The following is a 16,415-nucleotide window of genomic DNA, read 5'->3' as shown; positions in this document are numbered from 1 at the left end:
AGTTTATTGCTTTTGGATTTTTAAAAGAAATTAATGTCACTATGAACACCTATTCGTTTTCGGTTTGCTCCCACCGAAGCGATAACTCTATCTATTCGTTATGTCCACCACAAGCGGACAAACATCGCAATTTGTCCACATATGGTGCCCACGGATGGTGCCTGACACCGTAAAAAGACAAACATCGCAATTTGTCCACATATGGTGCCTGACACCGTAAAAAGACACCGATTAGGTTTTTACCCACTGAAGCTCTCGTCCGTAATGACCTCTTTTGATTTTTTTCGGGTAAATAGCCGCTTCATTTTGACGGCTAGATTATCAATAAATACGTACATAACTGGCACAAAGACAAGAGTTAGCACGGTAGATGCAATTAAACCAAATATGACGACAACCGCCATAGGCTGGTTCGCTTCAGCTCCCTCACCAATTGCAATGGCAATTGGGATCATCGTAAATACCGTTGTTACTGATGTCATGAGGATTGGTCGAAGACGGCTTCTACCTGATTCAATAAGGGCCTCCATTCGCTCCATTCCTCTTCTACGCAGGATATTCGTATAATCCACAAGAATGATCCCATTGTTCAACACAATAGCAGCAAGCATGATGACCCCCATGAACGCTGGAACAGTTAGTGATAAATTCGTCACAAAAAGACCGACTAAAGCTCCAATAATCATCGTTGGAATGGAGAACATGATTACAAACGGATAAGTAAAGGACTCAAACTGAAAGGCCATGACCATATAAACAAGAATGATCCCGAGAATTAGCGCAATCCCAAGCTGAGTTAACTGCTCCATGACATCGTCCATTTCTCCGCCTGTACTTATTTCATACCCTTCTGGTAAAGTAAGCTGATCTAGTTGAGCATGAATATCTTTTGTAACCTCAACTGCGTTACGACCAATTACATCGCTTGTCACATTAACTGAACGCTGCCGGTTTTTTCGGTTAATTTCGGTTGGGCCTTGAACTTGTTTCAACTCTGCCACAGCAGTGATTGGAATGAGAACACCTTCATTATTACGGATAACGAATGTTTCTAAATCGCGAATCGTTTGACTACTTTCTTTAGGCAATGACACTTTAACGTCAAACTCATCACCGTCTTCTTTATATTTCGTTGCTACTTGCCCATTGAAGGCAAGGCTGACATCATTCATAACATTTTGATAAGATAATCCGTACTGGCTGGCCAATTCACGATTCACAACGACTTGTACTTCTGGTCGTCCTTCTGCTGCACTACTTTTGACATTGAGTGTACCTTCTACGCCTTCAAATACCCATACAACTTGTTGGGATAAATCTCCCAGCACATTAAGGTCTTCACCAGTTATTTCAATTTGAATAGGTGATCCTGAGCTCATTCCCCGGTCATTTTCTTTCACCATGATCTCAGCACCAGCAATATCGCTAAGTAATGAATCAACTACCCCGATGAATTCCTTTGTTGACATATCCCGCTCACTCGCGCTGATAAGCTTAATTGTAAAACTCGCCTTATCCGAGCCAGATGCGCCCCCAAACATGTTACCGGAACTTCCACCTATTGTGATCGTAGTCATATCGATAATATCTTCATAGCTAGATAAGCGATCACTGATTTCTCTAACTGTTTCTTCTGTTTGCGCCAATTGCGTACCGTTTTTTAACGTAATATCAATTTGCATCTCGCCACTGTCAGAATCCGGCGACAATTGGAACCCAATGATTGGGATAAGGAGCAAACTGCCAAGCGCTGTTACAACAACGATGGCAACAACTGTTTTTCTGAATTTTAAAGCCCGTTTCAACAGTTTTACATAGTTTTCAGTAAGCCTGTTCAATAACCGATTGAACAATCCTTTACGTTCTTCACCTTCAATTGTTTCCTTCACGTTTCCTAATAATTTGGAAGACAACATTGGAAGTAGTGTTAGCGACCCAATTAACGAGGCCGTTACCGCAAAGACGACGGTTAAGGCAAGTGGACGGATCATTTGCGCCACAATCCCATTAATGAAAAGCATTGGCACAAAGATCGCCGCAGTCGTTAATGTGGCAGCAATAACCGATGGTGCTAATTCAGTGGCCCCGACTAACGCAGCCTCTTTAATCGGCATTCCTTCCGTCTTTCTTTTAAAAACATTCTCGATAATAACGATTCCATTATCAATCATTAGACCGATCCCAATCGCGAGTCCGCCCATTGATATCGTATTGATCGTTTCACCTGTAAGGTACATCAATATAAAAGCGGTAAGAAGGGATAATGGCATCGTCATCCCAATCACAATTGTGGCTCGAACATTTTGTAAAAATAACTGGAGAATAACCATCGCACAGCCAAAACCAATAATCATATTCCAGACAACGGAATTGATTGATTGTGAAATAAATGTGGATGTATCAACAGTCATTGTTAGTTTTACACCACGTTCTTTAAACTGTTTGTTTAATTTATCAAGAACTTTCTGTACCTCTTTCGCAGCCGATATCGTATTGGCATCTGACTGCTTCATAATTGATAGAGTAAGTGTGTCTTCCCCATTTACACGTGAGATCGTAGTCTTCTCTTGGAATGTATCAACCACCTCGGCGACATCACTTACTTTAATCGTCTCACCGCTGACTAAACTAATTTTTGTGTTTTTAATGTCCTCCACGGAAGTGAATTCCCCGTCAATCCGCAATTGGACGTCTTCGCCTCCGCGTTCAACTGTACCGGCAGATACCGAGCGATTCTCCCCGCGTAATGCTTGGACGACTTGGGAACCTGTCAATTTAAAATTAGCGAGCTTCCCTTGATCCAAATCTACCCGAATTTCCCGTCTTACCCCACCTGAAAGGCTGGCAGATGCGATTCCCTTCGCTCGCTCAAATTCCGGTTGAATTTCATTTTCAGCAATTAATTGTAAATCACTAAGACTATGCTCCGTACTCGTTACGCTAATGATTTGAACAGGCATCGCTGCCGGATCGATCCTCATCACCATTGGTGAATTCGCATCTTCCGGCAATCGACCTGTAACACGGTCCAATTTTTCCCTAACATCATTTAAAATACCCGCTATATCTCTACCGTAGTCAAACTGCATAATAATTAACGATGATGAGGGTTGAGAAACCGATTGAATCGTATCCAGCCCTTCAATTGTCCCAACAGCTTCTTCGATCGGCTTACTGATTAATTCTTCCACTTCCTGTGGAGCTGCACCTGGATAGCTCGTGGCAATAACGGCAATAGGCAAGTCTAATTTCGGGTACAGATCCACGGCTAAATTCCTAAGTGCAACCACCCCAACTAATAGAGCAAGCACCACAATCATGATGACTCCGACTGGGCGATTAATCGAACCTTTAATAAGTTTCAACGATTATTCCTCCTTCATAATCTTCACTAGATCTCCATCATGCAGGAGGTTTTGGCCTTTAGTAACGACTTTCTCTTTCTCGCTCAATTCACCAGTTATAGCCGTAGAATCTGTACCATAGTGAACAACTTCCACTTCTTTTTGAACCGCTTTTCCATCAGCAACGACAAAGATGACAGATTTGCCTGCTTTCTGAATAACCGCACCAGATGGAACCATTAATGATTGATCTACTAATACTTCATCCATCATAATGGAGGCGACCATGCCCGGACGAATGGCGTGATCCTTGTTCTCTACTTCTGCCTCGATCGCAAACAAACCAGACCCGGAACTAATGGCAGAAACATATGAAATTTTTCCAGTAAAAGCCTTATCAGTCCCACTTACTTCAACATTGACAGAATCACCTTGTTTAAAGGCAGAAAGCTGAGTAGGTAAGATATTCACACTTATTTTCACCTTGTCGATGGAGACAATGGTAGCAAAAGGATTCTGGGCGGATGCCATTGCTCCAACTTCACCTGTAACAGCCGTGATTTCCCCAGAAGCAGTTGCAACGATGACTTTATCAGCTAAACGGTCACTAGCCGACTGAACAGCTAGTTGCGCCTGCTCCACCGCTGCTTGAGCCCGTACGATGCCAATTTCTGCTTCATGAATCGATGACTGAGCAAGGCTTGCCCCAATTCGTGCTTGATCAATTGAAGCTTCTAATGATTGAAAACTAATATCACTCGAAGCCTGACTTTTATTCAATTGCACTTGATCATAAGCGTTTTTCGCGTTTTTCTCCGCCTTCTCTGCATCTTCAAGATTTTGCTTAGCAATTAGTCCCTCTACAAATAAGGCTTGCATCCGCTCTAAATTTTGCTTGGCCGAATCGAAAGCAATCTGCGCATTTTTGACTTGAAATTCGATATTATCTAAGTTATCGTCTCTTGATTTACGCGCATTTGCCAAAGCAGCTTCTGCTTGTCTTATTGAGCTTTGAGCTTGTGTATAGCTTATTTCCGCTTTAGCCTTTCCGCTTTGTGCGCTTTGCAAGCCGCTTTGTGCTTGTTTTAATGCAGCTTGCTGTTGCCCGACCGCATTTCGTTCCGCTGAATCATCCAATTGGGCAAGAACGGCTCCTGCCTTTACGATATCTCCCTTTTTCACCATGATTCTCTTGATTTCACCTGGTGCCTTTGGAACCACTTTCACATCTGATTCGGGAATAATCGTACCAGTTAGCCGGTTGCTATCACTTAAAGAACCATATTGGATTTCCGCAACCTGAATCGGAATTTCCTTCTCTATTTTCTCTTCTGTTGACGCTTTATCATTGCTGCAACCTGCAATCACACTAAAGGCAGCAATAAAGGATAAAGCTCCTAGCAATCTAGTTATTTTTTTCATCTTAATCTCAAATCCTCCTTATATTGTACGGACAAAATTTTAGGGCAAGCTCATTCGGTTAATTACCTGCCAGTAACTGACCGGCTGGTTCTGTGTAGGCAAAAAAAAAGGATGATTGACTTTATTTTACTTTTTATCAGTTAGTATAATAGACAAAACGGCCGAAAAAAAGGGTGCCGCTGCAAGTATAACCAGTTAATCCAAGAGGAATTTATAGTTTGATCATTAACTCCCTTCCTAGAATATCGTTCTTATTATTTATACAGGGAATATTTTACCATATCCTTTCACTTAAGCAAAACAAAAACTATGTGGTCAGGTTAATAAATACGCTTTGAAACAATATTTTTGAAAATAGACTTGGTCCATATAGACGTGCCCGCGTCCTCTCTTCCAGAATTGAACCTTTTATAAATTACCTGCATTTTGTCTAATATTAGCTAAATTCATCCCAATCTGTTCCAAACTCGACTGAATTTCGATTAAATGGATACGAACTTCAGCTGAAATCGCCACTTTTACCCGTTCGCTAAGTTGATGGATTCCCGATAGATTAAAGATACCCGGGAATACACTAGCAAGCGCGCGCTTCCTGAAATGAGACCAAAATGGAGAGTTTTGAACAATTAGCCAAACAATACGAACCGATGATTCATAAGGTTATGCGAACATTACACATTTACAAAAATCAGGAGGAATTCTTCCAGCTTGGACTAATCGCACTTTGGGACGCGAAGAAACGTTTTAACCAAGAGAAAGGAAGTTTCACTAATTACGCTTACTCTTATATTAAAGGAAGACTTTTAACAGAAATGACAAAAAGCAATAAGTATCAAGAGCGAAGTGTTTATCCAAAGGAGGAATTTTGGGAAGTCATCGAAGATCCCTGTGTCGAAGTACCTTTTGAAGTGAAACTTTTATTAACCTATTGTGATCAATTAACCGAAAACCAAACGAAATGGGTTTTGTATACTTGTGTAGAAGATTTGACAGTAAAGGAAATAGCGGAGAAAGAAAATGTCTCCATGTCTGCTGTCAAGGCGTGGCGGAAAGGGGCTAAGGAGAAATTGCGGGGGAATTTGGAAATACGAGATTAAAAGAAAGCAAAGTTTCCATCAGATAGGGCATCCTTAGCCAAAGAATGAACATGACGAAGAATCACTTAATTTTTTATATTAATCAAACGTTTGATTAATATAAACGGTTTGACCCTATTTTCATGAGCTAAACTCGTCCTTCGACACCCGCGATTATTTCAACAATATTGTTTAACTACACCACAAAAAGCAGAGAGATGACTTATCGACTCTCTGCTTTTATCAATCTTTTAAAATAGTAAAAAATAAAAGTTAGCTAATCAATTGAAGAGGAAAAAAAAAGCCCCGCAGAGATTTTCTCTCAACAGAGCCTTATCAATTATATTAAATGCTAACATATTACAGTACAGAGAACCTTGTCCCCTTGTCACTTCTCTATTTACCTACTGTTCTAACTCCAACAGCTCTTTGTATGAAATAACATTTGCTTCATCTGGAATTGGAACCTGGAATTCAACAGCTTCGTTAATTTTGGATTTTGCCTGATCATAGCTCAACTTGAAGCCATAAGTTTCTTCTTTCACTTTAATATCAAGGTTCAAATCCATCAAGTTATAAGCAATGAAATCGTCTTGATTGATTACGACATACTCTTCGAACTTGTTTATAGCTAATACGTTGTTAATTTCTTTTACAATTTCATCGATGTTAGAGGTAATATGCGCCATTCCTTCTTTAGCCATTTCGATACTCTCTTCGGTCATTCCTAGTGCTTTCGCATACTTAGGCTCTTGTAGCAATTCAAAGAATTGAGGTAAGAATCCCTTGAATAAGGTTTCAACGAATGGTTGTAGATTTTCATTTGTTAGTTCAAATTTAACTACATGTTTGACATGAATATCACTTGGTACTTTAATTGAATCACTCTTAACTACGTTATAGAAGTCATCAGCAAATTGGTCCAGAAATAAATGATTGATCGCTAAGGCAAGTTCTGTTTGTAAATCGATATCAAGCGCACCAATTGGTTGACCTTGTAATTCTTGCAATTCCTTCATGTCAAACTCAATGAACTTCCCATTCAACTCTTCTGGTAATGGGGCAAATGGTGTTTGCGGAACCTTCATCCACATTTTCTCTTTCGTGATTACCATTGGAAGACTGATTGTCGTCTTAATATCTCCTGAAAGCGTAAGATCCACAGTAGCATCCATTAACATTGGATCTTTTTGATACGATCCAGAAATATCAACCTGGATATCCTTTAGCATGGATGCTATCATACCAGCTTCTGGTGAGTTTTGCAGCGATTTTGGGAGCGTAAGTCCAAGATTCATACTACCTTTGTACGCATATGTTTCTATCGCTAGCTCATTGTCATAAGCCTTTTTCAACAAATCAGCCACAGATTGACTATTGTCAATTGCCTTTGCAAGGAATACAGAAAACTGTGCACGTGTCGTCGGTGCATTCGGCTTAAATGTACCATCCTCATACCCTGTAGTCACGTGATTGGCAAATATAGCATCAATGTGGTCATAGGCGTGAAAGTTTTTTGGAACATCTTTAAAAGAAGATGTATGATTGCCTTTAAACCCGAAAGCATTCGTGATAATAATCGCCATTTGTGCACGCGTCAATGGCTTATTCGGTTGAAATTCTCCGTTACTTCCTTTCATGATTCCCGCTTTAGTAATGGCGGCAATTTCAGCATAAGCATGGTGCCCTTTATCTATATCTTTAAAGGCGATCGACGACAGGTCCTTTGTATCTAGCTCTAAACCACCCGCCAAAATAATCGCTGCTTGTGCTCGAGTAATCGGTTGATTCGGACGAAACGTTCCGTCCTTATACCCGTTAATAATCCCTGAATCCGTAAAACGATAAATTTCCTCTGCAGCCCAAAAATCTTTAGGTACATCCTTAAATGTTGTTGCAGCATCCGCTTTCACTGCAGGAATAAGTAATGCGAAGATTAAAGCAAAAACGGAAGCTAAAAATCCAACTTTTCTCATGTTTCTCCTCCTTAATTCTACTTGCTATAACTCTAGTATTTGGTAATTAACAGAAAACCATAATGATAAGCATATAACAGAGTGCTAGACGGTTATCTATTATTTACCATTATAGCAGACATATGGAAATTATATCATTATTTGAGAGAATATGAAATGGAGAGGATGTGTGGTTTAAGTTTTTCCACTTGTTTAACCAACTAAGGATTAAGCGAGGGTTTTCTTTGTTTCCTAAGAAGAATTTCCGAAAATTATAAACGAAAGAGAGCTGCAGCGTAAGCGATCACTCCCTTCTTCCAAGCTTACATGCGACACGCACAAATGTAATGATGTGTCGGACGTATATGAGAGAAAGTAGTTGCTTAGAGGTAGCTCATTAAGACGAGTTGTGGTTTCGTTATCGGTATCAGGTACTATGAGTCAATCAACCTACCTGACATCGACAATGTAGGTAAATCTTCCTAACCCGAAGGTTTAATTGTAGAATAGAGTACGAAGACGAATTAGCTTTAGATCATAGTTGAACAAAAGGAGATAACAATCTTTATGAAAAGAATTATTAGTTTTCTATTACTTATGTGCTTACTAAGTTTCAATTTCACTATAGCAGAAGCACAAAACATTATTTTTAAAGATGTTCCCATGGATTTTTGGGCATATAAGGAAGTTGGTTGGGCCCAAGAAAACAGTTTAGTAAAAGGGTATTCTGATGGTACTTTTAAACCTAATAACACACTTACAGAAGCACAGTTATTAGCCATCACAATCCGCTACTTTCATTTGGAAGAAGAAAGTGTCACACAATCTGCACACTGGGCTGATGGTTTGTATCAAACAGCAGAAAAATATAATCTTCCCTTGAATGGCTTTGAATCTATTAAATCACGAGATAAACCGGTAACACGTGGTCTTTTAGCACAAATGCTTGCTAAAACGCAAGGGAGAAATATTGATTTAGCTGATGCGGTTAATTGGATGTTCGAAAAAGGAATCACAACCGGGCGAAGTAATAATAAAACTTCAAAACTTGAGCAATATGACCCTTCAGGAACTATGACAAGGGCTCAAACAGCCGTGTTCTTTAAGAGACTATCTGATTTAGAGATCAATTCATTTATATTGCAAGAAAATCAAGATAATGGGACTACATTCCAAGAGCGAAAATTTGGAAACCTCAATTCTACCCGGGTAGAAGATCGTGATTATGTTTATTCCTTAGAATATCTTGATACTCCATCATTAATATCTTGTATTTATCGAATGAATAAAGATGGTTCAAGCAAGAAGGAAATTTCTTGCGGTTATTATATGAAGCTAGCCATAGATGGGGACTATATTTATAGCGTAAGATTCGTACCTTCATTTTCTTTAGTCAGAATGAATAAAGACGGTTCAAACCCTAAAGAACTAAACTTAAAAGTGGAGCAAAAAGGAAATAATACCCGTATCTATACAGATGAAACTTTCTTAAATCTCGTAGTCGATAACGGTTGGATTTATTATGTTGAAGAAGATAAATCCTTATGGAAATTTACTACCGATTATAAAAATAAGACAAAATTAAAGAGTAATGTAGAAGGATTCTCGATTAATAAAGGCATCATCTACTATACAGACAATCAATCCTACCTTTACAAAATGAAAATAGATGGAACATTAAACGAAAAAGTCAGTAATGAAAAAGTAAATTCCTTTTTTGTAAATGGAGACTGGATTTATTTTGTTCCTAAAATAAGTGGAAATCCAGGCATTAAAAAGATAAAGGTTAACGGAGGTTCAGTAGCTTCTGTCATTTCAGTGGAAAATGCTTGGGCTGAAAGCTTTATTATTTATGATAATTGGATTTATTTTACCATGACCACAACGGATGAAGAAGGAGCACTATATAAACTTAGTAAGAATACAGCAAATATAACAGACTTAAATGAAGCAGAAAAAATAGATAACGGATACTGTTATAATTTACAGATTTTCGGAAATCAGTTGTGGTATACAAAAAACGGAGCTTCACTTTATCGAATGGATTCAGAAGGCAAGCAAACCTCTCTCATCGGTTCTGGGTACAAAACAATCGTCGGTACAGATGCTTCAAACATCTTTTTCATAGATACAAAAAATCAGCGTTTTGGCGCAGGGGCACTATACAAAGCCTCATTAGATGGAAGCAATAAAGTCTTATTAGCTAACAATGTAAGTCAAGCTTCTATCTCTGACAAGGATCTATACTACACTGAAGAATTTGGTTCTTTCTTTAAAATGTCAAAGGATGGTAATAATAAAAAAAGTATTTTGTATAATGGGGTAAACAATTTCTTGATTTCAGAAGATACCATTGTATACAAAGATTCATATAATGCCAATGGCCAATATGACCTTCTCATAATCAATCCTAATAAGTCAGAGAGAACACTCTTGGCTGAGGATTGTTCTGAGCTCCTTACCATAAACAACGGATGGATTTATTATTTATCCGATGAAACGTTGGTAAGGATAAAATTTGATGGGACTTCAAAAGAAGTACTAGCAAAAAATTCGAAAGACAGTATTTTTATTTCAGGTAATGATCTATATTATGTGTCTAGTGAAAATGATCATTTCATCTATAAAAAAGAACTTAATACCAATAGTACATCTCAAAAAATAACAACCTATGATCCTAAAAATCCTAAAAAAGAGGTGCGTACGAATGCAACCTCTATTATTAAAATAGATTCAAACTATATCTATTATGTGGATTTCTATTCTTCTATAAAAAAAGTTCCAGTCAAAGGTGGGGCTATACAAGAATTAGCAACTGATGTATTCATACCCTTCCCAACTACTAGTAATTGGATTTATTTTACGAAAAAAGAAGAGAAACAATTGATTAAAAAAGTTAATCCTGTTTCATATTCCAAGTGATCTAAGGTTTTGTGCTAAGCCTAAAATATTATCAACCCAGTTCTAATTACCTATCCCTGAATACTGAAAAGAAGAGTCAATCTCTTTCATTAAAGATTGGCTCTTTTGTTCTCATTCGATCCCATTTGCATCCACATGAACGATCATCAAAAAAAGACAGAAAGCTCATATATTTACTCTCTGTCTTCTATTTACCTATATTCCTAACTCCAACAGCTCTTCCTTACCCGACTTCCTCTTTTTTTGATGGTTCACTTCTTATAGGTCGTTTTGCACTTTCCAGCCCACTGCCCAACTCCGTCGCACTCTCCTAATATTTTTCCATTATAATACATTAAATTCTTCGACAAAATTGAAAATAAAAGTCAGCGAATCAATTGAAAAGGAAAAAGAAAAGCACCGCAGAGATTTTACCCTCCACGGAGCCTTTCTTTGATGAAACGGAAGAACCGTCCCTGTGTTTCACTCGTGTCCCTCCCGCGCGCGTTAAGGAGCATCTGCAGCAACTACTTGAATATTGTTTTTAGTTAATAATATTTGTTTAAATTTTATAACCTTACTATCTTTATCCAACTCATAAACAGCTAAATATTTATTCGTTGTTGCATCTACACCTATAATATTATCGGTTGGGCTTGCTGTTAATGTTGTTGCATCGTTTACTGTTGAGTACAATTTTGGGGTTTCAATTGAATCTGCAGAGATTTTATATTTAATTGTATTTCCTGAAACTTTAGTTGATGCTGTCAGTTTTACACCCTCATTTGTAGCTTTTGCTACAGAAGCAGTTAATGACGGTGCACTTACTGCTAAAACAGTTTGTTCTACGCTTGAATCTTTAAAGCCTGAAGCTTTAACGGTAATATCGAAAACTGTATCCTTTGTAAAATCTGATATGTTAGTTAAGATTGTTTGATTACTGATTGTAATTTTTCCACTCGTAATTTTGTAATCACCAGTCGTTTTACCATCAGTTCCTTTTATCATTTTTGTTAAAGTAATTGGATTATTCGTTCCTTCCTTTAATGTTACTACTAGGTCTATTGAGGTTACTAATGAACCTGATTTATCAGCGAATGCAATATTTACGTCTTTTCCCACTTGTGCCTTTGAATCAGCTGCTAATACAGGGTCAATTTTATCTAAAGCTTTATCAAACAATTCACCAATAGGTGAATAGCTGTTGAGTGCCTCATCTTCCACAACAAGCTTTATCTTTTTACCTGGCTGAGCTTCTTTTAACTTAATAGAGAATTCTCCAATTGTGGAGGAGGCAGTTGCCTTTTTAGTCACAGTCTCGCCAATCAATGTATAGAGATCTACATTTCCTTTATCATCAACAGTATAAGCTCGTACCGTAGAATTTTGAACAGCCTTGCCTTTGTATTCCTTTGATTCAGGATTTACTGAAGGCTTAGAGGCTTTGTCGTTTCCTAATTCAAAGCCTAAGGTATCATCCACCACTGTATTAACCTGTAAATCATCAAACGGCAAGTTGTTTTGACCCGCTTGAACTTTTATAGAGTATTTATTATTTTTCATACCAGTAGCTGAATCAACAATAATATCGTAAGAGCCAGCAGGGACGTATACAGTAAATTTACCATTCTCGTCTGTTTTTGTTGTCCAGGCAGTATCTTTATTTTTAATTACTACCGTTGTGCCCTCAGCAATAACACCGCTGATTTTCCCTGATTTCATTTGATCAACTTTATCCGAAGAAGGAAGCGCAATTGCTTTAACCTTTGTTGCTTTACTACTTGCTTTAACCTCTACAAAACTTGTCACAGTTACTGTAGGACTAACCTTTGCAGTGATTGCATATTTGCCAGGTTCGAGAGAGGCTTTTGTTAAAGCCTTTCCATCGTTGGAACTCCCAGTTTCTTCCCTGTATCCCCATAAGGATGTATAATCCACTACACCACCTGTAAACCTGGAAAGATTGTTGAAATCTATTTTATCAGATGGGACAAAAGTTTTCCCATCATCATCTAGCAAACTGTATTCAACAGATCCTGTTATTGGCTCAGCTGCTGCTTTTACCTTATTATCTGATAATACAGCAAAAGGAGAAGCCAATGCAGCCGTTAGAACAAGTGCAACAGTTTTATTTAATAATCCATTCTTCTTAAAAACCACTATTTATTCACCTCTATTTAATTATAGTCTCTTGAAATTAAATTTCCGCAGTTCTCTAGTCTTTTGACTAGGACTTTTTTTTCATTTCACCTCTAAAATAAGTATATTATACTATTAATCTCCAAAATACGACATACATTATAAAATTTTACAAATATATAAGATGAATTATTATCTTTGGAATCGCTGTCTTATCTAAAATGTACTTTTAAATTCTTGACAGTATTTTTTCTTTTTTGACTGCAGTGCGATGAATTCTAGAAGTAGGAGTCTGACCCCTTTTCTTTAGTCCTCCTTTCCCTGATTAGTCCCCTTTATTATCCTATTCTTATTCTATGTAAAAACTAAATCGTCGTCGGATTCGTTGAACAAGCCTTGATGTACGTAGTAATCACCAGCGCAGTGAAATGGAGCCGACGACATTTACATACTTGGTTAAGATTGCAAAAATCATGATTGTTTTTATTGTTCAAACGTTTGATTAACTTTTACTGTCCCAAAAAAGACGCTTTCATTACACGGAAAACATCCTTTTGACCCTGCTCTCACTGTACTAAAATTAATGGAATATATTTGATCTTTGTTCAACAATCCGGGCTTCTAAATGGTATTATATACCTATAAAGATATGAAGATAGGAGATGAATTCTACGATTTTGAATTCCAAACAATTGGATGAGAATGGCTATGCTTTATGGCGGTGAATGTAGAAAAGGTGAACCAAAAGGGGGAACAACATGAAATTTTGTCCTGAATGTGGAACTAAGAGAATTGAAGAATCAAAGTTTTGTCATGAGTGTGGTTATAAATTTTTATCACATTCCTTGGAACCCGAAATTGAAAAAGAAGTTCATGAGCCTTCAATTCCACAACAAGAATTTGATGATAAATCAACACAAGAAATATTTGATATATTCTTCAAAAATGAAGAACTAGAGGAAGCTCAAAAGCTACTTTCGGCGAAAAATGCGCAAGTTATAGAGGATTTAGAAAAAGCAATTCAAGATCTTCATTCAATTAAATACACAAAAGATACAGATTCAATTAGCTATAAAGCAAAATCAGCCGCAAAAGATATTGCAAAAACCGTAGCAGAAAACTCTATTGAACAAGTCAAAGAAAGTGCAAATAATTATGCTACTGATATTGTTAAAACTATTTTTTCCATTGTCAGACAGAAATCCCCCACTTCAAAATTTTGAATAAAAAAGAAACAGGGAGCCAACTTAGCTGCTCCCTGTTCATAATTAAACTTTCAACCAAATCTAGCAATCTTCGACAAAATTGAAGAATGATGATACGTAAGAACTGTCCCTATGTTTCTCATTTAAGATTCCTCCGGGTTAATGTAAAAGAAAAATCGAAATATTGTGCTCGTTTACACTATTCTAACAAAGTTGTTCGTCAATCCCTTTTGGACTCAAAAAGAAAAGCCCTATTAGATTATGTAAACTAAGGTTAAAGGCGATTATCGGCGATTTCTCCTATTTCCATAAACTACGTAACAAAACGTGGTTTAATTAGTTTATTTTTTAAATAATTTAATCAAACTTTATTCAATAGGCTACAAGTAGGATTTTTACTCTATATGGCGAGTTTATGTAATACTATTTTCCTAATTCAAACTTCCTATTTTTGATTTTTATGGTAATATAGTTAGTGTTATACAAATGAAAAAGGCAAACCATATTAAAGTATGGGACGCAAAGCTACGAGTCTAAGGATATATTTTATCTATGACAGTCGGGTTACCATTGTTAGAAGGGGAAATTTCTATAACTTTTTAACGGTGGCTATTCTTAAATCAGGATAGTCTTTTTCTTGTGCAGTTAAAAACTTATTACCATTTTAGGGGGAAAACTTGAAATGAAAAAACACTTTATTGGACTAGTTACAGGAATTGCGCTTCTAAGCCAGCCTTTATTGCCCGCGTATGCAGAAGAGATAATTGCTGTAGAAACTAGCTTTGAATCTCCTAAGCTATTAACCTTTAAGCAAGCAGGAGCCAAAGTGCTTGCTACTGTAGAGGGGAATGGATTAGAAGGTAAGGAAGACTTTTACAAAATTGTCTTGAATAAAAATAAGAAAATTAAGTTTACCGTCGATACAAATGAAGAAGTGATGATTTTTGATTTAATTGATGAAAATAAGAAAAAGATTCTAATGACGCATAATGACATAAGCTCTAGAGATTTTATTCAAGATGAAATTGCTTTGCCAAAGGGCGAGTATACGATAAGACTTACGGCAAACTATGCAGATGATGTTTTCCCATACAAAATGACGGTGGAGCTGTCGGACCCGATTTACTACGAATTAGAACCCAACGGTGACTTTAAATCTGCAAACCCAATTTTACTCAATACTCGTTATTATGCAAACATCCACCAACTAAAAACAATTATGGACACCTTTAGAGAGGTGGACTATTTTAAATTTGATGTCCCGGTTGCCGGATTATATGGGTTTAACCTTCCATCCAGTACAAACCTTTATGATTCAGAACAGAATTATATAAGGACACTTGAATATTGGGATAATACCATCAAATTAAATCCTGGATCCTACTATTTAAAAATGTCTTACGGAACTGGGCCTTATTTCTTTGAAGTAAATGCGCTGCCATTTAAGGATGTTGATTTAAAGCACTGGGCTGTAAAAGAAATCGCGTATTTATCGGATCAAGGAATCATAAAGGGATATCAGGATGGAAGCTTTAATCCAAACGCAACAGTGTCCCGTGCTCAGGCAGCAACCATGATTGCACGCGCTCTCTATTTAGACACTGATAACCGACCAGCCCCTGGATTTACCGATGTTCCGAAAAATCATTGGGCATATGGAGCGATTGCTGCTCTAGTGGCAGAAGGAATTTACCCAAATGTACAGAAGTTCAACCCAAATGATCCATTAACACGTGATGAGATGGCTCGTATTTTAGTGAACGCCTACGAACTAACAGGCAAAAATAATAATGAATATACAGATGTTCCAGGCAGACATTGGGCTCATAACTATATTTCTGCTCTTGCTGCCAACAAAATTACAACGGGATATAATGACAATACCTTTAAACCAAACAATCCAGTGACTCGTGCTCAATTTTCTTCTTTTATGGCAAGAGTGATGGATGATCGTTATTTGCCAGTTGAATAGTCTCTGATAGCAAACAATAAGTAGATCTAAAAAAAGCATTGTTCACTCTAATAAGTGAGTAGTGCTTTTTTAGAGCTCTGGCATCAAAAGCATTGAACGGAGCACGTTTAAATAAGGGGTACAATATGAAAGGCTATAAAAATGTTGATTTGAATGATAAAGTAATCAATTCTTATGAACAAGTACGTGATGCTAACAATTTTCCTCTCTAATTACCTAATACCGATGAGAAGGAATGGTATTAAATCCATATAAATCTGTATTTGGTGAAGATGAAGATTATGAGAACTTTGTTGTACCAAGAGGGCTAGGAGGAGGCAGATTTAAACTTCTATACCTATTATTAATCCCTGGTGTGGCAGAGGTACTTTTTCAATTTCGGTTATCTTCTAAAAAGAAAA

At 37.3% G+C, this 16,415-nt stretch carries 8 protein-coding genes and 1 riboswitch; of the genes, 4 read left to right on the top strand and 4 right to left on the bottom strand.

All coding sequences use genetic code 11. The features are described from left to right. Positions 1-239: 239 nt before the first annotated feature. Positions 240-3,365 (bottom strand): efflux RND transporter permease subunit, encoded by a 3,126-nt coding sequence (locus BGM26_RS19555; protein WP_217041956.1) that lies wholly within the window; start codon positions 3,363-3,365, stop codon positions 240-242. Positions 3,366-3,368: 3 nt separating this feature from the next. Next, positions 3,369-4,766 carry an efflux RND transporter periplasmic adaptor subunit gene (locus BGM26_RS19550; protein ID WP_217041955.1) on the bottom strand — a complete coding sequence of 466 codons (1,398 nt, stop codon included), beginning with the start codon at positions 4,764-4,766 and terminating at the stop codon, positions 3,369-3,371. Positions 4,767-5,374: 608 nt separating this feature from the next. Here BGM26_RS19550 and BGM26_RS19545 point away from each other — a divergent pair. Next, the gene (locus tag BGM26_RS19545; RefSeq protein ID WP_217041954.1) at positions 5,375-5,863 is read left to right on the top strand and encodes a sigma-70 family RNA polymerase sigma factor; all 489 of its coding nucleotides are present in this window, start codon (positions 5,375-5,377) and stop codon (positions 5,861-5,863) included. 383 nt (positions 5,864-6,246) lie between these two features. On the opposite strand, the gene BGM26_RS19540 is transcribed toward BGM26_RS19545, so the two are convergent. Further along, positions 6,247-7,818, bottom strand: coding sequence for an S-layer homology domain-containing protein (locus BGM26_RS19540; RefSeq protein ID WP_217041953.1), 1,572 nt, complete (start codon positions 7,816-7,818; stop codon positions 6,247-6,249). A 546-nt stretch (positions 7,819-8,364) separates the two neighbouring features. Here BGM26_RS19540 and BGM26_RS19535 point away from each other — a divergent pair. Continuing rightward, entirely contained in the window at positions 8,365-10,719 is a 2,355-nt protein-coding gene (locus tag BGM26_RS19535) for a DUF5050 domain-containing protein (protein WP_217041952.1), read from the top strand. A gap of 486 nt (positions 10,720-11,205) precedes the next feature. Here BGM26_RS19535 and BGM26_RS19530 read toward each other — a convergent pair whose 3' ends face one another. Next, positions 11,206-12,858, bottom strand: a complete 1,653-nt coding sequence (locus tag BGM26_RS19530) for a carboxypeptidase regulatory-like domain-containing protein (protein WP_217041951.1) — start codon at positions 12,856-12,858, stop codon at positions 11,206-11,208. A gap of 737 nt (positions 12,859-13,595) precedes the next feature. Between BGM26_RS19530 and BGM26_RS19525 the strand changes: the two genes are divergently transcribed. Both BGM26_RS19525 and BGM26_RS19520 read left to right on the top strand, forming a co-directional pair. Next, positions 13,596-14,060, top strand: a complete 465-nt coding sequence (locus BGM26_RS19525; RefSeq protein WP_217041950.1) for a zinc ribbon domain-containing protein — start codon at positions 13,596-13,598, stop codon at positions 14,058-14,060. A 466-nt stretch (positions 14,061-14,526) separates the two neighbouring features. Beyond that, a riboswitch (cyclic di-GMP riboswitch) is annotated at positions 14,527-14,614 on the top strand. A gap of 110 nt (positions 14,615-14,724) precedes the next feature. Continuing rightward, on the top strand, positions 14,725-16,014 hold the full coding sequence (locus tag BGM26_RS19520) for an S-layer homology domain-containing protein (RefSeq protein ID WP_217041949.1): 1,290 nt from the start codon (positions 14,725-14,727) through the stop codon (positions 16,012-16,014). Positions 16,015-16,415: the final 401 nt, after the last annotated feature.

It is taken from the genome of Bacillus sp. FJAT-29790 (genome assembly GCF_019039215.1).
Classification (GTDB): Bacteria; Bacillota; Bacilli; order Bacillales; family Cytobacillaceae; genus Cytobacillus.
Note: the sequence above shows the minus strand (reverse complement) of the source record. Positions and strands in the feature narration are given on the sequence as shown.

Coding starts and splice junctions, on each gene's coding strand:
- BGM26_RS19550 (WP_217041955.1), bottom strand. CDS start 4,766: ATGAAAAAAATAACTAGATTGCTAGGAGCTTTATCCTTTATTGCTGCC.
- BGM26_RS19545 (WP_217041954.1), top strand. CDS start 5,375: ATGGAGAGTTTTGAACAATTAGCCAAACAATACGAACCGATGATTCAT.
- BGM26_RS19540 (WP_217041953.1), bottom strand. CDS start 7,818: ATGAGAAAAGTTGGATTTTTAGCTTCCGTTTTTGCTTTAATCTTCGCA.
- BGM26_RS19535 (WP_217041952.1), top strand. CDS start 8,365: ATGAAAAGAATTATTAGTTTTCTATTACTTATGTGCTTACTAAGTTTC.
- BGM26_RS19525 (WP_217041950.1), top strand. CDS start 13,596: ATGAAATTTTGTCCTGAATGTGGAACTAAGAGAATTGAAGAATCAAAG.
- BGM26_RS19520 (WP_217041949.1), top strand. CDS start 14,725: ATGAAAAAACACTTTATTGGACTAGTTACAGGAATTGCGCTTCTAAGC.